20 protein-coding genes are annotated in these 20,162 nt (G+C 57.0%); 11 read left to right on the forward strand and 9 right to left on the reverse strand.

The window, feature by feature from the left end:
- The first annotated feature begins 36 nt into the window (after window positions 1-36).
- Window positions 37-1,758 (forward strand): ubiquinone-dependent pyruvate dehydrogenase, encoded by a 1,722-nt coding sequence (gene poxB, locus H5P17_RS04655; protein WP_182821542.1) that lies wholly within the window; start codon window positions 37-39, stop codon window positions 1,756-1,758.
- Window positions 1,759-1,864: 106 nt separating this feature from the next.
- Window positions 1,865-2,881 (forward strand): low-specificity L-threonine aldolase, encoded by a 1,017-nt coding sequence (gene ltaE, locus H5P17_RS04660; RefSeq protein ID WP_182821544.1) that lies wholly within the window; start codon window positions 1,865-1,867, stop codon window positions 2,879-2,881.
- Window positions 2,882-2,918: 37 nt separating this feature from the next.
- Here ltaE and H5P17_RS04665 read toward each other — a convergent pair whose 3' ends face one another.
- Window positions 2,919-3,266, reverse strand: a complete 348-nt coding sequence (locus H5P17_RS04665; RefSeq protein WP_182821546.1) for a DUF1294 domain-containing protein — start codon at window positions 3,264-3,266, stop codon at window positions 2,919-2,921.
- A gap of 145 nt (window positions 3,267-3,411) precedes the next feature.
- Between H5P17_RS04665 and H5P17_RS04670 the strand changes: the two genes are divergently transcribed.
- Both H5P17_RS04670 and H5P17_RS04675 read left to right on the forward strand, forming a co-directional pair.
- Entirely contained in the window at window positions 3,412-4,851 is a 1,440-nt protein-coding gene (locus tag H5P17_RS04670) for a DUF2867 domain-containing protein (protein ID WP_182821549.1), read from the forward strand.
- Between the two features lie 157 nt (window positions 4,852-5,008).
- Window positions 5,009-6,019, forward strand: a complete 1,011-nt coding sequence (locus H5P17_RS04675; protein WP_182821550.1) for an NAD(P)-dependent oxidoreductase — start codon at window positions 5,009-5,011, stop codon at window positions 6,017-6,019.
- Here H5P17_RS04675 and H5P17_RS04680 read toward each other — a convergent pair whose 3' ends face one another.
- Complete coding sequence (locus tag H5P17_RS04680; RefSeq protein ID WP_182821552.1) at window positions 6,020-6,856, reverse strand: N-acetylmuramoyl-L-alanine amidase; 837 nt, start codon at window positions 6,854-6,856, stop codon at window positions 6,020-6,022.
- 189 nt (window positions 6,857-7,045) lie between these two features.
- Here H5P17_RS04680 and H5P17_RS04685 point away from each other — a divergent pair, with 189 nt between their 5' ends.
- The gene (locus tag H5P17_RS04685) at window positions 7,046-8,563 is read left to right on the forward strand and encodes a DUF3300 domain-containing protein (protein WP_182821554.1); all 1,518 of its coding nucleotides are present in this window, start codon (window positions 7,046-7,048) and stop codon (window positions 8,561-8,563) included.
- 38 nt (window positions 8,564-8,601) lie between these two features.
- Here H5P17_RS04685 and H5P17_RS04690 read toward each other — a convergent pair whose 3' ends face one another.
- Window positions 8,602-8,925 carry a heavy metal-binding domain-containing protein gene (locus tag H5P17_RS04690; protein WP_020826090.1) on the reverse strand — a complete coding sequence of 108 codons (324 nt, stop codon included), beginning with the start codon at window positions 8,923-8,925 and terminating at the stop codon, window positions 8,602-8,604.
- A 161-nt stretch (window positions 8,926-9,086) separates the two neighbouring features.
- On the opposite strand from H5P17_RS04690, the gene H5P17_RS04695 reads away from it, so the two are divergent.
- The 6 genes from H5P17_RS04695 to artJ (H5P17_RS04720) all read left to right on the forward strand — a co-directional run bounded on the left by H5P17_RS04695 (window position 9,087) and on the right by artJ (H5P17_RS04720) (window position 13,728).
- A complete protein-coding gene (locus H5P17_RS04695; RefSeq protein ID WP_182821556.1) occupies window positions 9,087-9,635 on the forward strand; it encodes a lipoprotein in 549 nt (182 codons plus the stop codon).
- A 263-nt stretch (window positions 9,636-9,898) separates the two neighbouring features.
- The gene (artP, locus tag H5P17_RS04700; RefSeq protein ID WP_044549466.1) at window positions 9,899-10,627 is read left to right on the forward strand and encodes an arginine ABC transporter ATP-binding protein ArtP; all 729 of its coding nucleotides are present in this window, start codon (window positions 9,899-9,901) and stop codon (window positions 10,625-10,627) included.
- 33 nt (window positions 10,628-10,660) lie between these two features.
- A complete protein-coding gene (artJ, locus tag H5P17_RS04705) occupies window positions 10,661-11,392 on the forward strand; it encodes an arginine ABC transporter substrate-binding protein (protein ID WP_182821558.1) in 732 nt (243 codons plus the stop codon).
- Window positions 11,393-11,401: 9 nt separating this feature from the next.
- Window positions 11,402-12,118 (forward strand): arginine ABC transporter permease ArtQ, encoded by a 717-nt coding sequence (gene artQ, locus H5P17_RS04710; protein ID WP_041414381.1) that lies wholly within the window; start codon window positions 11,402-11,404, stop codon window positions 12,116-12,118.
- Window positions 12,118-12,786, forward strand: coding sequence for an arginine ABC transporter permease ArtM (gene artM, locus H5P17_RS04715; RefSeq protein WP_020826085.1), 669 nt, complete (start codon window positions 12,118-12,120; stop codon window positions 12,784-12,786). Before artQ ends, artM begins: the two co-directional genes overlap by 1 nt.
- 207 nt (window positions 12,787-12,993) lie before the next feature.
- Entirely contained in the window at window positions 12,994-13,728 is a 735-nt protein-coding gene (gene artJ, locus H5P17_RS04720; protein WP_182821560.1) for an arginine ABC transporter substrate-binding protein, read from the forward strand.
- 78 nt (window positions 13,729-13,806) lie between these two features.
- On the opposite strand, the gene rlmC is transcribed toward artJ (H5P17_RS04720), so the two are convergent.
- The 6 genes from rlmC to potF form a co-directional block, all read right to left on the reverse strand.
- Entirely contained in the window at window positions 13,807-14,934 is a 1,128-nt protein-coding gene (rlmC, locus tag H5P17_RS04725; RefSeq protein ID WP_182821563.1) for a 23S rRNA (uracil(747)-C(5))-methyltransferase RlmC, read from the reverse strand.
- A 68-nt stretch (window positions 14,935-15,002) separates the two neighbouring features.
- Window positions 15,003-15,482: a YbjO family protein gene (locus tag H5P17_RS04730; RefSeq protein ID WP_044549458.1), complete on the reverse strand. Its 480-nt coding sequence runs from the start codon at window positions 15,480-15,482 to the stop codon at window positions 15,003-15,005.
- Window positions 15,483-15,769: 287 nt separating this feature from the next.
- Window positions 15,770-16,615 carry a putrescine ABC transporter permease PotI gene (gene potI, locus H5P17_RS04735; RefSeq protein WP_182821564.1) on the reverse strand — a complete coding sequence of 282 codons (846 nt, stop codon included), beginning with the start codon at window positions 16,613-16,615 and terminating at the stop codon, window positions 15,770-15,772.
- Window positions 16,612-17,577 carry a putrescine ABC transporter permease PotH gene (potH, locus tag H5P17_RS04740; RefSeq protein ID WP_370570025.1) on the reverse strand — a complete coding sequence of 322 codons (966 nt, stop codon included), beginning with the start codon at window positions 17,575-17,577 and terminating at the stop codon, window positions 16,612-16,614. The genes potI and potH overlap by 4 nt, the downstream gene beginning before the upstream one ends.
- Before the next feature lie 25 nt (window positions 17,578-17,602).
- Window positions 17,603-18,736, reverse strand: coding sequence for a putrescine ABC transporter ATP-binding subunit PotG (potG, locus tag H5P17_RS04745; protein ID WP_044549457.1), 1,134 nt, complete (start codon window positions 18,734-18,736; stop codon window positions 17,603-17,605).
- 137 nt (window positions 18,737-18,873) lie between these two features.
- Window positions 18,874-19,983, reverse strand: a complete 1,110-nt coding sequence (potF, locus tag H5P17_RS04750) for a spermidine/putrescine ABC transporter substrate-binding protein PotF (protein ID WP_020826078.1) — start codon at window positions 19,981-19,983, stop codon at window positions 18,874-18,876.
- Window positions 19,984-20,162 lie beyond the last annotated feature (179 nt).

Below are 20,162 nucleotides of genomic sequence, written 5' to 3' on the forward strand. Positions count from 1 at the left end.
AAAGATGAAGGGGCCTTTACAACGCTTGGGGGAATTATGAAGCAAACTGTAGCCACGCTGATCGCCAAAACTCTGGAACAGGCCGGTGTGAAACGCATTTGGGGCGTCACCGGCGATTCGCTTAACGGCCTCAGCGACAGCCTGCACCGTATGGGCACCATCGAATGGCTGGGCACACGCCACGAAGAGGTCGCCGCCTTTGCCGCCGGTGCCGAAGCCCAGCTTACCGGCCAACTGGCGGTCTGCGCCGGATCTTGTGGGCCCGGCAACCTGCACCTGATCAACGGTCTGTTCGACTGCCACCGCAACCACGTGCCGGTGCTGGCCATTGCCGCCCATATTCCCTCCAGCGAGATTGGCAGCGGCTACTTCCAGGAAACTCACCCACAAGAACTGTTCCGCGAATGCAGCCACTACTGCGAACTGGTTTCCAATCCGGAACAGCTGCCGCGGGTGCTGGAGATTGCCATGCGCAAAGCGATCCTCAATCGCGGCGTGTCGGTGATTGTGCTGCCGGGGGACGTGGCGTTGCGCATGGCGCCGGAAGACGCCAGCATGGTATGGCACACCCCTGCGCTACCGCTGGTGCAGCCGCCCATGAGCGAGTTGAACAAGCTGGCTGCAACTCTGAACAAGGCGAAAAATATTACGCTGATGTGCGGCAGCGGCTGCGCCGGTTCTCATGATGAAGTGGTCAAGCTGGCCGAACTGTTGCAGGCACCGGTGGTGCATGCTTTACGCGGTAAAGAGCATATCGAATGGGACAACCCCTATAGCGTCGGCATGACCGGCCTGATCGGTTTCTCTTCCGGCTACCACGCGATGATGAACGCCGATACCCTGGTGCTGCTCGGCACCCAATTTCCGTACCGCGCGTTTTATCCAACCAATGCCAATATCATTCAGATCGACATCAACCCTGGCAGCATCGGGGCACATTGCCCGGTCAATATGGCGCTGGTGGGCGACATCAACACCACCCTCACCGCCCTGCTGCCGCAGTTGGAACCCAAGAGCGACAGTGCCTTTCTCGACAAGGCCCTGGAGCACTACCACAACGCGCGCAAGGATCTGGACGGCCTGGCCACCGCCAACGACGACCAGCCTATTCACCCGCAGTATCTGGCACAGCAGCTCAGTCAGTACGCCAGCGACGACGCCATCTTCACCTGCGACGTCGGCACGCCGACGGTTTGGGCTGCACGCTATCTGAAGATGAACGGCAAACGCCGCCTGCTCGGTTCGTTCAACCACGGTTCGATGGCCAACGCCATGCCGCAGGCGATTGGCGCACAGGCAACCGAACCGAACAAACAGGTGATCGCCATGTGCGGCGACGGCGGTTTCACTATGCTGATGGGCGACTTCCTGTCGTTAGCCCAGCTAAAACTGCCGGTCAAGATTGTGATCTTCAACAACAGCGTTTTGGGCTTCGTGGCCATGGAAATGAAGGCCGGGGGCTATCTGACCGACGGTACCGACCTGCACAACCCTGACTTTGCGGCAATAGCCAACGCCGCCGGCATCAAGGGCATTCGCGTGGAGAAAGCTTCGGATCTGGACGGCGCACTGCAGGAAATGCTGGCGCACCCCGGCCCGGCGTTGCTGGATGTCGTCACCGCCAAGCAGGAGCTGGCGATGCCGCCGCAGATCAAATTCGAGCAGGCCAAGGGCTTTAGCCTGTATATGCTGCGGGCGATCATCAACGGCCGCGGCGATGAAGTGGTCGAACTGGCGAAAACCAACTGGTTGCGTTAACCCTTCTGCAGGCGCGGCTACCGCCGCGCCTCTCACTTTCCGCTTTTGCCACGCAATAATCCCGCTATGATAGAAACCGTTCATCTCATTGGCGCTAAGGATTTTTATGCTTATTGATCTACGCAGCGACACAGTCACCCGCCCCGGCACCGCTATGCGCGAAGCCATGGCCCAGGCCGAAGTCGGTGATGATGTTTACGGCGATGACCCCACGGTCAACGCACTGGAGGCGGAAGCGGTTCGCCTGTCCGGTAAAGAGGCGGCGCTGTTCTTGCCGAGCGGCACCCAGGCAAATCTGGTGGCGCTGCTGAGCCATTGCCAGCGCGGTGACGAATACATTGTCGGCCAGCAGGCGCATAACTATAAATACGAAGCCGGCGGTGCCGCGGTACTGGGTAGCATCCAACCGCAGCCGATTGAAGCCAACCCAGACGGTACCCTGCCGCTGGACAAGGTTGCGGCGGCCATTAAACCCGATGATATTCACTTTGCCAGAACCCGACTGCTGAGCCTGGAAAACACCATCAGCGGCCGCGTGTTACCGCTGGCCTACCTGCAACAGGCCTGGCAGTTCAGCCGTGAACACAAGCTGGCACTGCATATCGACGGGGCGCGCATCTTCAACGCCGCCGTCGCGCTGAATGTGCCGCTGAAAGAGATCGTCCAGTATTGCGACACCTTCACCATTTGCCTGTCAAAAGGGCTGGGCGCTCCGGTAGGCTCGTTGCTGTGCGGCAGCGAAGCCTTTATTCAGCAAGCGATACGCTGGCGCAAAATGACCGGCGGCGGCCTGCGCCAGGCCGGTATTCTGGCCGCAGCGGGACTCTATGCGCTGGAGCATAATGTCGAACGGCTGCGGGAAGATCACGATAACGCCAGGTGGCTGGAGCAGCAGCTGCAAAACATTGGCGTGGAGATCGCCGAACCGGGCGCGCAAACCAACGTGTTATACCTGCGTCAATCCGCCGAATTGGCGGCTAAACTGGGCCCCTGGATGCGGGAACGCGGCGTGCTGATCAGCAGCGGGCCGCTGACGCGCATTCTGACCCACCTCGACGTCAGCCGTCAGGATTTACAGCGGGTCGTCGATTTGTGGCAACAATTCCTCAAGCAGCATGCCTGATGCATTGCCTCAACGGGGCGCTAACACGCCCCGTGCTTTAGAGGATCCAGCGGCCATAAACCCAGTACCAAATCGCCAGCGTCGCCGCGACGTTCAACACTACGCTGAAGATAAACCAACTTTTGAACGGCTGTTTCTGGGTTTTGTGACGGAACAATTGCTGCGCGACAATCGCCCCAATCCAGCCCCCCACCAGCCCGAACACCAATAACGTGCTTTCAGGCACCCGACGCCATCCCTTGCGCGCGGCCAGTTTATCGACACCGTACACCAATAACGTCAGCAGGTTAGCCAACAGCCACCACATCCAAATCGGATGCAGGAAAAATAAACTGGCGATCAGCGCCAGACCTAACAGGGCATAACAAACGGCATTGAGTTTCATGTTGTTTCGGCTTAGCACAGACAAACGGTGCATAGTGTGACGCTGCCTGACGGTGGATGCAACGCCCGCATAACCACACAAAAAGTGCATTTAAACCCTGAGTTTGGCATGCTGTCATCGACTTCCACTGCATAAGGCAGCGCTAATGACACCTCAACGCGTATTGGTTCTTGGAGCCAGCGGCTATATTGGCCAGAATCTGATCCCCCACCTGATCGAACAGGGACACAGCATTACCGCCGCCGCGCGCCGCCTCGAATGGCTTCAGGAGCAGCATTGGCCGCAGGTCAACTGCCAGTACGTGGACGTCTACCAACCGGAAACCCTGACCGCCGCGCTGTGGGAGATCGACGCCGTTTATTATCTGATCCACGGCATGGGCGACGGTGATGACTTTATCGAAAAAGAACGCCAGGCGGCGGAAAACCTGCGCGATGCGCTACGTAACGCCAGCGTAAAACAGGTCATTTTTCTCGGTGCGCTGCAACCGGAAGGCGAGAGTTCACCGCACCTGGTGGCACGCAAGCTGACCGGGGAGATCTTGCGCCAGAGCGGCGTACCGGTCACCGAGTTGCGCGCCAGCATCATTGTCGGCCCCGGTTCAGCGGCCTTCGAAATTATGCGCGATATGGTCTACAACCTGCCGGTGCTGACCCCGCCACGCTGGGTGCGATCCAAATCCTCACCGGTCGCGTTGGAAAATCTGCTGGTGTATCTGGCCGATCTGCTGGCGCACCCGGCGGAAGAAAACCGCATTTTTGACGTCGCCGGCCCGGAGTACATCAGTTATCAAACCATGTTTGAACGCTTCATTGCCATCAGCGGCAAAAAACGCTGGCTGATCCCCATCCCCTTGCCCACCCGGTTTATCTCGGTATGGTTCATCAGCATGATCACCTCGGTACCCACCTCGATCGCCAATGCGTTGATCCAGGGGTTGAACCACGATCTTCCCGCCGACGGTAAACCGCTACAGGCGCTGATTCCGCAGACGCTGCAAACCTTCGATCAGGCGGTGACGGCTACCCTGCGGCGCGAGGAAGAAGTGGTCGACTCCGCCGACTGGGGCTACGATCCGGAAGCACGGGCCCGCTGGCGACCAGGCTATGGCTTCTACCCGAAACAGGCGGGCTGTTCGCTGGAAACCCAGGCATCCAGCCAGGCACTGTGGCATACGGTGCAGCAACTGGGCGGGAAAGAGGGCTATTTTTACGCCAATATCCTGTGGAAAATCCGGGCCCGCATGGACGACATGATCGGCAATCGCGTGGTTTATGGCCGCCCCCAGCGTGATACGTTGGCCATTGGCGACCTGGTCGATGGCTGGAAGGTCATTACCATCAAACCGCTGCGGCAGTTGGCGTTGCTGTTCGGCATGAAAGCGCCGGGGTTGGGCCGGCTGGTTTTCACCATCAAAGATCATGGCGACCACCGCACCCTGGATGTGCGTGCCTGGTGGCACCCTGCCGGTTTTAGCGGGCTGCTGTATTGGTTCGCCATGATGCCCGCTCACCTGTTCATTTTTCGCGGTATGGCACGCCGTATCGCCAGGCTGGCCGAAGAGAACCCGCGCAATATGTCCTGAACATCGTTTATTTGTCGATCAACCGCACAGTTTACTGCTGCGGTTAGGGCCTTTCCGATTGCATAGCGCACGAAATAACGGAAGAATGGCATCTTATTTGCTGGAACGCCGCTGAAGGCCGTCAGCATTCTGATTTTTGGTGAGAATAGAGTTCGTTATGAAGGTATTGGTCACCGGTGCAACCAGTGGGTTAGGCCGTAACGCCGTTGAATATCTCCGCCGCCAAGGCATTAAAGTGCGTGCCACCGGCCGCAACCAGGCCATGGGCAGTCTGCTGGAAAAAATGGGCGCGGAATTCATTCATGCCGATCTCACCAACCTGATCTCATCGCAGGCCAAAGCCATGCTGGCCGACGTGGACGTGCTGTGGCACTGTTCCAGCTTCACCTCGCCATGGGGCACCGAAGAAGCCTTCGAACTGGCCAACGTGCGCGCTACCCGTCGCTTGGGCGAATGGGCAGCGGCCTACGGCGTTTCGCAGTTTATCCATATCTCTTCGCCGGCGATCTACTTCGATTACCATCACCATCGCAACATTACCGAAGACTTCCGCCCCGCGCGCTATGCCAACGAGTTTGCGCGCAGCAAAGCCGCCGGTGAACAGGTGATCCAGCAGTTGGCGATGTCCAACCCGCAAACCCACTTCACCATCCTGCGTCCTCAGGGGTTGTTCGGGCCGCATGACAAAGTGATGCTGCCGCGCCTGTTGCAGATGATCAAACGCTACGGCAACCTGCTGCTGCCACGCGGCGGCGCGGCACTGGTGGACATGACCTATCTGGAAAATGCGGTGCATGCCATGTGGCTGGCCACCCAGAAAGAAAATACCCCGTCCGGCCGTGCTTATAACATCACCAACCAGCAGCCACGTCAGTTGCGCAGCGTGGTGCAGCAGTTAATTGACGAACTGGGAATGAAGTGCCGGATCCGCTCAGTGCCCTACCCCATGCTCGATATGATGGCGCGCGGCATGGAGAAACTCGGCAGCAAAAGCGAGAAAGAGCCGGTGCTGACCCACTATGGGGTCGCCAAGCTCAATTTTGATCTGACGCTGGACACCACCCGTGCCCAGCAGGAGTTGGATTACCGGCCCATCGTTTCGCTCGATGAAGGCATTTCCCGCACCGCTCGCTGGCTGAAAGAACACGGTAAACTGCACGGCCTTTAATTAGCGAGCCGCACCGTACTTCAACAGCAAGGCATCAACGATCGCCTCTGTCTCCGCATCCGGCTCACCGCGATAATCGCTGGGCCGGAAATGCATCTGAAACGCCGCCAGCACGTTCTTCTGCTGCCTGACATCCCACTGAGAGTCAATGCCATAACCGTAACGCGCCAGCTTTTCAATCAAGGGCGCCAAGGGCACGGTCGCCCGCCTGTCGCGCCCGGCCAGCAGCTTCTGCACCTGTTGCTCGTCCGGCCAGGCGCCAATACCGGCCTGGGCCAGTTGCCGCCAGGGGAATAACGGCCCCGGGTCCTGCTTGCGCTGAGGCGCTATATCGCTGTGCCCCACTACGTCGGTCGGTTGAATGCCATAGCGCTGAATGATGTCGCGGCTCAGCGGGATCAACAGGGCGATTTGCTGCGGCGTATAGGGCTGCCAATGGGTAAACAGCAGGGTGTGGTTGAACCCGCGATTGACGATTTCAATCCCTATCGAGGTATCATTCAGGTTAGTTCTGCCGCGCCAGGTGCTGGCCCCGGCATGCCATGCGCGCAGGGCTTCAGGCACCAGTTGAAACGCCACCGGTTTGCCCTGTACCAATGGCGGGTGCGCGGGCAGCAGATAGTGCGCGCTGACGTGCTCATCCGTCAGGGTTTTAAGCGAGGAATGGAAATCTTCTGCGGTGTAATGCATCACCAGAAAACGAATGCGCTGGTCTGCTCCCTGCGCCTGATGCAGGGTTTCCAACTGATAGTCGCCCCGGTCAATGGTGGTGCTTTGCGGCGCGCTTTGGCAGCCGGCAAGCAATGCAGCAGCAAATATCCCTGGCCAAATTTTCACGAATCCCTCCTGCCGGATAGCGGCTCAAATTTGTAACTCAAATTGATTAATCTGTATCCAATAATCAAGTTGATCAATAAATGATGACAGAGAGGCCAGATGTGCAAGTGAGTGTTGCGCCGCGCTGGCGGACTCCATGGCAGATGATAGCTTCATAGTATTACCTGCGCTGATAAAAGTGAGTCGCTCATGTTTAAGCTCAACCCTGTCGCCTGGCTGATCTGCATCGCCATGCTGCCGCTCAGCGGCTGTGACCAAAAAACGGTGGCCAATACCATGGGGGGAACCGCACCTGCTGTGGCCACGCCCGCGGCAGCATCAACCTATACGCCACTGAGTGCCGATCAATTGTATCAACTGGTCAGTCCGGTGGCGCTTTTTCCTGACAAACTGTTGGCGCAGGTGCTGGCCGCTGCGGGTTATCCCGATCAAATCAGCGTGGCGGATGGCTGGCTGGCGCAAAACCGCGACCTGCAACCGGCGGCGCTCACCGCGGCCGCTGACGCTCAACCCTGGGACCCCAGCGTACGCGGTTTGGTACAATTTCCTGACGTGCTGGATCAGATGGCTAAAAATATTCCCTGGACCACCGCGCTGGGCAGCGCTTATCTCAACGACCCTAGCGACGTGATGAACGCCATTCAGGTCATGCGCCAACGCGCCGCCGCCAAAGGCTCGCTGAAAACGTCGCCACAGCAAAGGGTGGTCGTCACCCCCTCGACCCGATACGTTGAACCGCAACCCTATCCGCAAAGGGTAGTGGTTGCGCCGGCGCAAACCATTGTCATTGAGCCCAGCCAGCCGGATGTGGTTTACGTGCCGCGTTACGATCCCTGGGTGGCCTATGGCGAGCCCGTCCCTGCCTACCCGAGCTATCACTATCAGAGTGCCTCAGGCTACAGCAGTGGCGATTTGTTGGCGGCAGGCGCGATCAGTTTTGGCGTGGGCGTCGCGGTCGGGGCATTGATCAACCAGCATAATGACGGCTGGCATAGCTGGGACGTGCGCTGGAATGATCGGCGTCAACCGGTGGTTTATAACAATGCGCCTTATATCTCGCACTCCACCACGGTGATTAACCGTGTCACCAATATCAACCAATACAATAATGTGAATCGCAGCACCACGGTGAATAACTACCACAACACGCCAGTCAATCAGGTGCCGCATTTTTCTGCGCCAACCCCTTATGCAGCACCCAAGATTGCCAGCTTGCAACAGCCACATTTAACGCCGCCCGTCGCAGCCAATGAACGCCAGCCGATGACGGCACCGAACTTTACCCATGCGGGAACGTCGGCATCCCATGTGGTGACGCCAGTTGCCCATCTTCAGCAGCCAATGACCCTGCCGAGTTTCGCCCATTCAACACCGGCGACCACGCACCCACACTCAGCGACAGTTTCAGCCCCCGTTCATCAGACCGACGTGCGACCGGTTCGTGAGCCTGAACAACGCCTGCCGGCCCCTGTCACCATACAGAAAAGGGCGCCGCTGCCGACCATCAAACCTGTCGAACACGTCGCGCCCAAGGCTAACGTTATTCGCCCGCAGCCGGTTCAACCACGGCCAAATGCCATGATGCCGCATAACGCACCGACACCGTTCCATCAGCCGCAGATTCAACAGGCGCAACATCGTCCGGCCCCAGCGGCCAAACCGCAGGAACATCGCCCGCTAAAAGTGGAAGAACACAAGGTAGGCTAAACGAATGCCCCCGGTCATGGCCGGGGGCAAAGAAAGGATTAGCGGCTGACTTTCACCGCGGTACCGCTGACGGTCACCATTAACATGCTACTGTCTTTACCGACGGTTTCATAATCGATATCAATGCCGACCACCGCGTTGGCCCCCAACTCTTTCGCCTGTTCTTCCAACTCCCGGAAGGCAATCAGGCGCGCTTTACGCAGCTCTTTCTCATAAGCGCCCGAACGGCCACCCACGATGTCACGCACGCCGGCAAAAAAATCACGGAAAATATTGGCGCCCAGAATGGCCTCGCCGGTGACAACGCCGCAGTACTCGGTAATAGTAAACCCTTCCAGGGTCGGGGTAGTGGAAAGCTGCATGAAAACTCCTTGCTTGATTGATTCATCGCACTTATCTGACCATTGATTTGGCATTATGTTCTGTATTGAAATGGCACGCAGTACGAATGCAAGGCCTGAAATCGCATTTATACTGTAGGCTAATGGTCTTCATGGTAGAGACTTTCACATAAGGTAATGAGATGAAAACAAAAACGATTGCGGCTGTTTTGCCCTTAGCGCTGTTACTGAGTGCCTGCACCACCGTCGAACCGGCATTCAAGGATATCGGCTCCCGTACCGGCGGTTGTGTGGAAGGCGGCCCGGATACGGTCGCACAGAAATTTTACGATCTGCGCCTGCAACAGGGTGCCGCTACCACCCTGCCCGACAGCAACCGTCTGGCGCAGCTGCAACCTTACCTGAGTAAAGTGCTGTATCAGGACCTGGTGGCCGCCAACCAGAACCCCGGCAAACATCAGGTCACCGGCGATCTGTTTACCGGTAACGCGCAGGGTCCGACCAGCGCCACCGTCGCCAGCGCTTCTACCATCCCGAATACCGACGCCAAAAATATTCCGCTGCGCGTGCAGCTCAGCTACCAGAAGGACGGCGGCAGCGCGGTCAACTGGCAGGATGAGGTGCTGATGGTGCGTGAAGGCACCTGTTGGGTGGTGGATGATATCCGCTATCTGAACGTGCCGCCGCATGCCGCCAGCGGGACGCTGCGTCAGGTATTGGAAAACCAGTAAGCTTACACGCCCCACCGTCATCGCCCTGATGCCGGTGGGTAAAAAAATGCCTTGATTCCGCTCAACATTCGTTCACTTTGAGAATTTTCGCTACATACCTCACAGCGTGCACGACAAATCCCCCCTTCGAACCTGACTCGCGGTATCTTGTGCTATTCTTTTACTATCCTGCCGCGCAGTAATAAATTTTAACGCACAAAGATTGCATAAGTATTCTGTGGAAGTTAACATTCGCGGCATCAATATCTATTCAATTCTGGCGCATGAGCATTCAACTTAACGGTATCAACTGCTACTACGGCGCACATCAGGCGCTGTTTGACATCACGCTGGATTGCCCAGCAGGGGAAACTTTAGTGCTGCTGGGTCCAAGCGGCGCGGGGAAAAGTTCATTGCTGCGGGTGTTGAACCTGCTGGAAATGCCGCGTTCGGGTCAGTTGCAGATCGCCGGCAATCAATTCGACTTCAAGCAGGCTCCCGGCGAAAAAGCCATTCGCGAGCTGCGTCAGAACGTCGGCATGGTATTCCAGCAATACAACCTCTGGCCTCATCTTACCGTGGTGCAAAACCTGATCGAAGCGCCGTGCCGCGTACTGGGCCTGACCAAGGCTCAGGCGATGGAGCGCGCCGACAAGTTGCTGAAGCGCTTGCGCCTGACCGACTTTGCCGACCGCTTCCCGCTGCACCTTTCCGGCGGCCAGCAGCAACGTGTGGCCATTGCCCGTGCGCTGATGATGGAACCGCAGGTGCTGCTGTTCGACGAGCCGACCGCCGCGCTGGATCCCGAAATCACCGCCCAAATCGTCAGCATCATTCGCGAGCTGGCCGGCACCGGCATCACCCAGGTGATCGTCACCCACGAAGTGGAAGTGGCGCGCAAAACCGCCAGCCGCGTGGTGTACATGGAAAACGGCCACGTGGTGGAGCAAGGCGATGCCAGCCACTTCACGCAGCCACAGACCACCGAGTTTGCCAATTACTTATCACACTAACAATTTTACTTGCTGTAATTTGGGGAGTTTGCGATGAAAAAACTAATAATCGCCGCCGTTCTGGCTGGCATCAGCGTTTCCGCCTCTGCAGCCGAAACGATCCGTTTCGCTACCGAAGCTTCTTATCCTCCGTTTGAATTTATTGACGCCGGCAACAAGATCCAGGGGTTTGACGTCGATCTGGCCAATGCGCTTTGCAAAGAGATGCAGGCCGAGTGCAGCTTCACCAATCAGGCTTTCGACAGCCTGATCCCAAGCCTGAAGTTCAAGCGTTTTGACGCAGTGATGGCCGGTATGGACATCACGCCTGAACGTGAAAAACAGGTGCTGTTTACCAAGCCGTATTACGACAACTCCGCGCTGTTTGTCGCCCAGAAGGGCAAAGTTGCCGACGTAGCGGCGCTGAAAGGCAAAAAAGTGGGCGTGCAGAACGGCACGACGCATCAGAAATACCTGACCGATAAACACCCTGAAATCACCACCGTGCCTTACGACAGCTATCAGAACGCCATTTTGGATCTGAAGAATGGTCGCGTTGACGCGGTATTTGGTGACACCGCAGTGGTCAACGAATGGCTGAAACAGAATGCCGCTCTGGCCGCGGTAGGCGATAAGGTGACCGACAAAGACTACTTCGGTACCGGGCTCGGCATTGCCGTTCGCCAGAAAAATACCGATCTGCAGGGCAAGTTCAATGCCGCCCTCAACAAGATCAAACAGGATGGGACTTACGAAACCATCTACAAAAAATGGTTCCAGCAGTAATCTATCCCCATGAATGAAATTCAACCTCTAGCAAGCGCCGCCGGGATGACCGTCGGCCTTGCCGTTTGCGCCCTTATCCTCGGGTTGATCCTGGCGATGCTGTTTGCCGTCTGGGAGTCATCTCGCTGGAAAGTGGTCAGTTGGCTCGGCACCGCCTGGGTCACGCTGTTACGCGGCCTGCCGGAAATTCTGGTGGTGCTGTTCATCTATTTCGGCTCATCGCAGCTGCTGTTGATGCTGTCCGACGGCTTCACCCTGAACTTTGGCCTGTTCCAACTGCCCGTCCAACTGGCGATTGATAATTTCGAAGTCAGCCCGTTCCTGTGCGGCGTGATTGCCCTCGCCCTGCTCTATTCCGCCTATGCGTCGCAAACGTTGCGCGGGGCGCTGAAAGCGGTACCGCAAGGGCAATGGGAATCCGGTCAGGCTCTGGGGATGAGCACCGCAGCGATTTTCTTTCGCCTGATCATGCCGCAGATGTGGCGCCACGCCCTGCCGGGGCTGGGCAACCAGTGGTTGGTTCTGCTGAAGGACACCGCGCTGGTGTCGCTGATCAGCGTTAACGACCTGATGCTGCAGACCAAGAGTATCGCCACTCGCACTCAGGAGCCCTTTACCTGGTATGTGATCGCGGCAGCAATCTATCTGGTGGTTACCCTGTTCAGCCAATACATCATTAAACGTATTGAACTGCGCACCACGCGCTTTGAGCGGGGGCCAGCCTGATGTTTGAGTTCTTGCCGGAAATTATCAAAGGGCTGCACACCAGCCTGACGCTGACCGTTACCGCCCTGATCGTGGCACTGCTGCTGTCATTGGTGCTGACGGTGATCCTGACGCTGAAAACGCCGATCCTGACGCCGCTGGTGAAAATCTATATCACCCTGTTCACCGGTACGCCACTGCTGGTGCAGATCTTCCTGATCTACTACGGCCCCGGCCAGTTCCCGGCGATCCGCGAATATCCGTGGTTGTGGGATCTGCTGTCACAACCGTGGCTGTGTGCGATGATCGCATTGGCGCTGAACAGCGCGGCCTACACTACCCAACTGTTTTACGGTGCCGTGAGGGCGATCCCCGCCGGTCAGTGGCAATCTTGCGAAGCGCTTGGCATGTCGCGTGCCCAGTCGTTGCGTATCCTGCTGCCCTTTGCCTTCAAGCGTGCGCTGTCGTCTTACTCCAACGAAGTGGTGTTGGTGTTCAAGAGCACCTCGCTGGCCTATACCATTACCCTGATGGAAGTGATGGGATACAGCCAGCTGATGTATGGCCGTACCTACGACGTGATGGTGTTTGGTGCCGCCGGGTTGGTGTATCTGTGCGTCAACGGCCTGCTGACGTTGTTGATGCGCGTGGTCGAGCGTCGGGCGCTAGCCTTCGAGCGCCGCAACTGAGCCCGCCCCTACAAGTCTCGGAGCCCTGCCATCGTGCGGGGCTTTTTTATTTCCGTCGTAATTTTCTAATCATTTATATTGCATATTAATGCATTAAATGTCAGGGTAAACGTCGATAAACAGCCGCCTAAACCTTTGGGTTATTGTCAGTAAAATCAAGCGGTGAAGAGATAAAAACACGCAGACTTGCAGACAGGAGCTTTACGCATGAAAAAACTATTACTTGCCGCTACGGTATTGGCGGGCATCGCCTTCAACGCCAGTGCAGCCGAGACCATTCGCTTCGCCTCTTCCGCCACCTATCCTCCCTTCGAATCGCTGGATGCCAGCAACAAGATTGTCGGGTTTGATATCGATCTGGCTACCGCGCTGTGCAAACAAATGAAAGCCGAATGCACCTTTACCAATCAGGCGTTCGACAGCCTGATCGCCGCCCTGAAATTCAAAAAATACGACGCGGTGATTTCCGGTATGGACATCACGCCAGAGCGCAGCAAGCAGGTTTCCTTTACCCAACCTTATTACGCCAACTCAGCGATCGTGATCGCGCAGAAAGGCAAATTCAGCTCGCTGGCGGATCTGAAAGGCAAAAAGATCGGCATGGAGAACGGCACTACCCACCAAAAATACATGCAGGACAAACACCCGGAGATTAATACCGTCTCTTACGACAGCTACCAGAACGCCATTCTCGAACTGAAAAATGGCCGTATTGACGGCGTATTCGGTGATACCGCGGTCGTCAACGAGTGGTTGAAGAACAGCCCGCAATTGGCGCCGGTCGGTGAGCATGTTACCGATGCACAATACTTCGGCACCGGCCTGGGCATTGCCGTTCGCCCGGACAACCAGGCGCTGCTGGCCAAGCTGAATACCGCACTGGACGCCATCAAGGCGGACGGCACCTACAAAGCCATCAACGACAAGTGGTTCCCGCAGTAAGATCTCGCCAGGGCGTGGAACACCACGCCCTATCTCAAACAAACCCTCTACTGCCAGCACCTTATCCCAAAAACGCCTTTAATAGCGTACCAGCAGCGTCAGCACTTCGTAGTGGGCGGTATGGGGGAACATATCAAACAGTTGCACGCGTTCAATGCGGTAATCCGGCAACATCTCAATGTCTTTCGCCATCGTCTCGGCATTACAGCTCGAATACAGAATATAGCCGGGTGCCATCTGATTCAGGTAGTCGCACAAGGCTTTACCGATGCCGCGCCGTGGCGGATTGACCAGTACCAGTTGAGGTACTCTGCCTTCGGCGGTGGCGAACCGCGTGGAATCCAACGCCTGGAAATCAACCCGCTGCAGGCCCAGCGTTTCCGCTGACTGACGCGCACAGGCAATCGCCTCGGCGCTGATCTCAATCCCGGTCAAGCGGGTTTCCTTCTGCGCACAGTGCAGGCCAAATCCCCCCACGCCGCAGAACAGATCCCACATGCTTTCGATCCCCAATGCACGAACCCAGTCACGAGCGATAGCGTACAGTTCAGCCGCCACTTTGGGGTTAGTCTGGAAAAAGCTTTGCGGGCGGATATACAACGGCACCTGATTAAATTGCTCTTCCAGCGCCTGCTGTTCGGTCAGCGGGATCTCACGCTCTCCTTCCATAATCGCCATATGCACTGGCTGAATATTGGCGGAGATCACCCTGAGTTGTGGCAATTGCTGCTGTAACCACGGCAACGCCGCCCGCAGCTGTGCCAATTTACTCTCTGAACGCAGTACAAAGCGCAGCATCACGCCACCACTGTGGGTGCTTTCGGTCAGCAGCAGGTACTTCAGTTCCCCGCGCTTACGCGCCACGTTGTAGGGCGTCAAACCGGCGCGGGCGATAAAACTTTTCAACACCGCGAACATGGGCGCAAAACTGGCGGGATACAGCGGACAGGCACTCAAATCAACCGGCGTGCCATCGCGGTGCAGCATGCCGAGCAACGGGCGCTCTACGCTACCGCTGACCACCATCTTGGCCTTATTGCGAAATGCGCTCTGCTCGCCGGCGATCGGCGCCAACCACTGGGCAACGTCACGTTGTTCCAGCAGGGATTGCAGATGATGCTGTTTGTCTGTCAGCTGCTGCGGGTAAGGCTTTTCCAGCCACTGACAAGAACGGCAGGTGCCCGCCGTATACAAGGCGCAATGCATTAAGTTGACTCTGAGTTCGGGGTGAATAATTAAGGGCGCAGAGTTTATCACTCTACGCCCTTAAAATCTCAATTGTGCGCGGCGAAATAGCGGCGGCTGGCGGCGGGAACAAACAATAAGGCCAGGATGACAACATCGGGGATTTTCTGCAGGATCAACACGTGCAGAATTTGGCCGCTGGTTTCCCCCTCCACGGTAAAGACCTCGGGTAGAAAGCTGCCAATGGTCGCCAACAGCAAATAACCGACCACCGCACACTGACAGGCCACGTAGACCCAACGTCCCCAGTTGCGACCGCGCATTACCGCAAAACCGCAGCTGATTTGCAGGCACAGCAACACCAGACCGGCCAAAAATATCAGGGTGGAATCCCAGGCCTGGGCGCTGGTGCTGACAAACTCCTGAGCGCCATCGACGCCCAGTTCACCCAACAGCAACAGCACGCTGATGCATTTGATAGCCACCATCGCCGTACCGGCCACCATCACCGGTACTGGCGCATCTGAAGTCGTTCTCATTCCCTGCCTGCTGTTCAGCATGTCTGACATGTCCATGTTCCGCAATGAAACGCCGCCTATACCCGTCATCTTTCAAGTTGCAGCGTTCAAATCTGTTCCCGACAGATTTGTCGCTCACCCCAGTGACCGTAGGGGGCGAATAAATTCGCCCCGATTAATGCGGGCGCAGCATGCGGCGCCCCTACAATGCCTGGGGATGAGCGAGCTGGCCGCCTGGCTGTAACTCTAAAGCTATAGGGTATACTCAAACGAGATATATAAAGTCAGGTAATCAATTGCAATACCAATAATTGCAAAAATAGCAGGTTTAATCAGACTCAGCTACGGGCAGCCTTTTGTAATTCGCGCGATCGCTGTTTTTCCGAGCGAGCCATAAACCACCATGCAATCAGGCCGATAACGCCGACCACCAGCAATATCAAACTGGCCAGGGCGTTGATTTCCGGATTAACCCCCATACGCACGCTGGAGAACACCAGCATCGGCAAGGTGGTCGCGCCCGGCCCGGCGACGAAGCTGGCAATCACCAGGTCATCCAGCGACAGCGTGAATGCCAACATCCAGCCGGCAACCAGCGCCGGTGCAATCATTGGCAGCGTGATCACGAAAAACACCTTCAACGGCGTCGCGCCCAAATCCATCGCGGCCTCTTCGATCGAGCGATCCAATTCTCGCAGGCGTGAACTGATCACCACCGAAACGTAGGCCGTACAGAAGGTGACGTGCGCCAGCCAGATGGTGAACATGCCGCGTTCCGACGGCCAACCCAACGTATGCCCCATCGCTACAAACAGCAGCAGCAGCGACAGACCGGTAATCACATCCGGCATAACCAGCGGTGCGGTCAGCATAAAGGCAAAGCCGGTTGAACCACGAAAACGGCCAAAACGCACCATCACCACGGCGGCAATCGCGCCAAGCACCACGGCGGCGGTGGCTGAGGCGGCAGCAATGGTCAGGCTGAGCCCGACGGCGCTGATCATCGCCGAATCATGGAATAACGCGGTATACCAACGCGTCGACCAGCCCGCCCACACCGTCACCAGTTTCGAACTGTTGAACGAGTAAATCACCAGCATCAGCATCGGCGCATACAGGAAGGTGAAACCGAGCACCAAAATAGCGATACGCCACGGTGAACGCACTACCGGCAAGTTGTTCATCCCTGCCCCCCCATTTCCTTGTTCTGGTGCTTGTGGAACCAGAGAATCGGCAAAATCAACAACAGCAGCATCACGGTTGCCACCGCCGAAGCCACCGGCCAATCGCGGTTGTTAAAGAACTCCTGCCACAGTACCCGGCCAATCATAATACTGTCCGGCCCGCCCAGCAGTTCCGGGATCACGAATTCGCCGACCGCCGGGATAAACACCAGCATCGAGCCGGCAATGATGCCGCCACGGGTCAGCGGCACAATCACGCTGAAAAAGGTTTTCAGCGGTTTGGCGCCCAGATCCAGCGAGGCCTCTACCAGCGAATAATCCAGACGCGTCAAGGCGGTATAAATCGGCAACACCATAAACGGCAGATAGGAATACACCACGCCGATATAGACCGCCAGATTGGTATGCAGGATCACCAGCGGCTGATCGATAACCCCGAGCCACAGCAGGAAATTGTTAAGGATACCGTTGTTTTTCAATATGCCCATCCAGGCATAAACGCGGATCAAAAATGAGGTCCACGACGGCAGGATCACCAACAGCAGCAAAATATTGCGGGTTGACGCTTTACTGTGCGCCACTGCCCAGGCCAACGGATAGCCAATGATCAGGCAGCATACCGTCGATACCGCCGCCACCTGCAGCGACTGCAGATAGGCGTCCAGATATAACGGGTCGTCGGTCAGTTGCAGGTAATTGGCAAAGTTGAGCGCAATATCCAGCTTCCCGTCAGCCCAGCTCATCAGGTCAGTGTAAGGCGGCACCGCCAGCGCCAGCTCCGCCAGGCTGATCTTGAACACAATCAGGAACGGCAGCAGGAACAGCAATGTCAGCCACAGCAGCGGCACCGCAATCACCAGTTTGCGGCCGTGGGCCATTTGCAGACGCTGGAAAAAAGCTTTCAGCGGGCCGGGTCCCTTGGCCGGCGGTTCCGGCGGCGTGCGTTCAGCAAGCATTGTCATAATGATTATTCCTCACCTTCGCCACTCACACCGTCAACACGACACAGCTGTCGGCTTCCCAACACAGCCGCACTTCGTCGCCCCAGGTCGGCATCCCCTTGCGGAAACGGTGACCGTTTTGCAATTGGGCGCTGAGCATCTGGCCGCTGAGCAGCTTCACGTGGTAGATCGACAAATCGCCGAGGTAGGCGATATGCACTACTTCCCCCACGGCAAAATTGCAGCCATCTTCCGGGATCTCTTCGCACAGCATGATTTTTTCCGGTCGCAACGCAACCTGGATCGGCACCCCGTCCACCACCGAGGCGTCGGAATCTACCTTGATCGCATGCCGCAAACCTGGGCTTTGCAGGATCAGGGCATCGTCCTGGCGCTCTTGCAGCACGCAGTCAAATACGTTGACCGAACCGATAAACTCGGCGCTAAAACGGCTGTTCGGGTGTTCGTAGATCTCTTCCGGCTCGCCGATCTGCACGAACTTGCCGCGATTCATGATGGCGATACGGCCTGCCATGGTCATCGCCTCTTCCTGATCGTGGGTGACCATCACGCAGGTCACGCCGACGCGCTCAAGAATGTCCGTCACTTCCAGCTGCATGCGGTCACGCAGTTTTTTATCCAGCGCGCCCATCGGTTCATCCAGCAGCAGCAGCTTTGGCCGCTTGGCAAGGCTGCGGGCCAGCGCCACACGCTGGCGTTGACCGCCGGAAAGCTGGTGCGGCTTGCGTTTGGCAAACTCCTGCATATGCACCAGCGACAGCATTTCCGCCACTCGCTCGGCGATTTCCCCACGCGGCATCTTGTCCTGTTTCAGGCCGAAGGCGATGTTTTGCTCCACCGTCATGTGCGGGAATAGCGCGTAGGACTGGAACATCATGTTAATCGGCCGCTGGTAGGGCGGCACGTGTGACATGTCTTGCCCGTCGAGCACGATTTGCCCTTCCGTCGGCTGTTCAAAACCGGCCAACATGCGCAACAGCGTTGACTTGCCGCAGCCGGAGGGGCCCAGCAGGGCAAATATTTCGCCTTTGTAGATGGTCAGGCTAACGTCTTCGACCGCGTTTTGGCCGTCAAAGGTTTTGGTGAGGTTACGGATTTCCAGCAGAGGGGTGAAGACCTTCTGCGACTTGGCTTGAGGACGAGGGATAGCGTCGTTCAATCGGGGTGCTCTCCGGTGCAAACAGTACAAAAAACCACGGCGATTGCCATGGCCCAAAATGGCAATGCAGGCGGGTAGCCCCGCCTGCTGGTCAAGACAACACTGAAAGCCGGGCCCGGCATTTTGGGCCCTGAGTACTAGCGTCCGCTTTTAACTTTAGTCCAGGCGCGGGTAATCACACGATCCAACTTCGGCGACTGCACGTTCAGCGTGAACAGCTTGGCACGCAGATCGGCCGGTGGGTAGACGTTCGGATTATCACGCACTTCCGCTTTTACCAGCGGGGTAGAATCCTTCACCGCGTTGGCGTAATAGACGTAGTTGCTGATGCCGGCCATCACATCAGGCTTCATCAGGAAGTTCAGGAACTGGTAGGCGGCGTCCTTGTTTTTGGCATCTGCCGGCATGGCAAACATGTCAAAATAGGTCAGCGCCCCTTCTTTCGGGATAGCATAAGCCACGTTCACGCCGTTCTTCGCCTCTTTGGCGCGGTTGGCCGCCTGCATCACGTCGCCGGACCAGCCTATCGCTACGCAGATATCACCGTTCGCCAGGTCATTGATGTATTGAGAAGAGTGGAAGTAACGGATGTTCGGCCGCAGCTTAAGCAGCAGATCGTTGGCCGCACCGGTGTAATCCGCTGCGTTGGTGCTGTTGGGATCCTTGCCCAGGTAGTGCAGCACGGTGGCGTAAACCTCACTCGGCGCATCCAGGAAGGAAACGCCGCAGCTTTTCAGCTTCTCGAGGTTTTCCGGCTTGAGGATCAGATCCCAGCTGTCGACCGGCGCGTCTTTACCCAGCACCGCCTTCACTTTGTCGACGTTATAACCGATGCCGGTGGTCACCATCAGGTAAGGGATGCCGTACTTGTTGTCCTTGTCATTGTGCGCCACCAGCTGCAGCATTTCGGGATCAAGGTTTTTGTAGTTCGGCATCTTGCTCTTGTCGAGCGGCTCGAAAATACCGGCCTTCGACTGGCGCTCAAGGAAGTTGGATGAAGGCACTACCAGATCATAGCCGGTGCTGCCCGCCATCAGTTTGCCTTCCAACACTTCGTTGGAGTCAAAGACGTCGTACACCACTTTAATACCGGTTTCTTTCTGGAATTTGGCTAAGGTGTCCGGCGCAATATAGTCGGACCAGTTATAGACGTGCAGCGTTTTTTCCTCGGCTGACGCCGTGACGGACGCGGCCATCAGCAGGCCGGCAACAACACCCGATAACCACTTTTTACGTTGGGTGACCATCCGTAACTTCCTCCAAAACAGGGGTGAATCATAGAATTGAACTTGTATCGCAAACTGATACAAAACCTTTCCTGATCGAGCGCAATCGTTGCAACCGCGGATTGAATAGCTATGCAGTTGATTGCAGACACCTTTTTCAACTGCCCAGCCCGCATGGTCACCTGGGGAATCGCAAGCCC

This window comes from Serratia sp. OS31 (genome assembly GCF_014164835.1).
GTDB lineage: Bacteria > Pseudomonadota > Gammaproteobacteria > Enterobacterales > Enterobacteriaceae > Serratia > Serratia liquefaciens_A.

Coding starts and splice junctions, on each gene's coding strand:
- poxB (WP_182821542.1), top strand. CDS start 37: ATGAAGCAAACTGTAGCCACGCTGATCGCCAAAACTCTGGAACAGGCC.
- ltaE (WP_182821544.1), top strand. CDS start 1,865: ATGCTTATTGATCTACGCAGCGACACAGTCACCCGCCCCGGCACCGCT.
- H5P17_RS04665 (WP_182821546.1), bottom strand. CDS start 3,266: ATGAAACTCAATGCCGTTTGTTATGCCCTGTTAGGTCTGGCGCTGATC.
- H5P17_RS04670 (WP_182821549.1), top strand. CDS start 3,412: ATGACACCTCAACGCGTATTGGTTCTTGGAGCCAGCGGCTATATTGGC.
- H5P17_RS04675 (WP_182821550.1), top strand. CDS start 5,009: ATGAAGGTATTGGTCACCGGTGCAACCAGTGGGTTAGGCCGTAACGCC.
- H5P17_RS04685 (WP_182821554.1), top strand. CDS start 7,046: ATGTTTAAGCTCAACCCTGTCGCCTGGCTGATCTGCATCGCCATGCTG.
- H5P17_RS04690 (WP_020826090.1), bottom strand. CDS start 8,925: ATGCAGCTTTCCACTACCCCGACCCTGGAAGGGTTTACTATTACCGAG.
- H5P17_RS04695 (WP_182821556.1), top strand. CDS start 9,087: ATGAAAACAAAAACGATTGCGGCTGTTTTGCCCTTAGCGCTGTTACTG.
- artP (WP_044549466.1), top strand. CDS start 9,899: ATGAGCATTCAACTTAACGGTATCAACTGCTACTACGGCGCACATCAG.
- artJ (WP_182821558.1), top strand. CDS start 10,661: ATGAAAAAACTAATAATCGCCGCCGTTCTGGCTGGCATCAGCGTTTCC.
- artQ (WP_041414381.1), top strand. CDS start 11,402: ATGAATGAAATTCAACCTCTAGCAAGCGCCGCCGGGATGACCGTCGGC.
- artM (WP_020826085.1), top strand. CDS start 12,118: ATGTTTGAGTTCTTGCCGGAAATTATCAAAGGGCTGCACACCAGCCTG.
- artJ (WP_182821560.1), top strand. CDS start 12,994: ATGAAAAAACTATTACTTGCCGCTACGGTATTGGCGGGCATCGCCTTC.
- rlmC (WP_182821563.1), bottom strand. CDS start 14,934: ATGCATTGCGCCTTGTATACGGCGGGCACCTGCCGTTCTTGTCAGTGG.
- H5P17_RS04730 (WP_044549458.1), bottom strand. CDS start 15,482: ATGTCAGACATGCTGAACAGCAGGCAGGGAATGAGAACGACTTCAGAT.
- potI (WP_182821564.1), bottom strand. CDS start 16,615: ATGAACAACTTGCCGGTAGTGCGTTCACCGTGGCGTATCGCTATTTTG.
- potH (WP_370570025.1), bottom strand. CDS start 17,577: ATGACAATGCTTGCTGAACGCACGCCGCCGGAACCGCCGGCCAAGGGA.
- potF (WP_020826078.1), bottom strand. CDS start 19,983: ATGGTCACCCAACGTAAAAAGTGGTTATCGGGTGTTGTTGCCGGCCTG.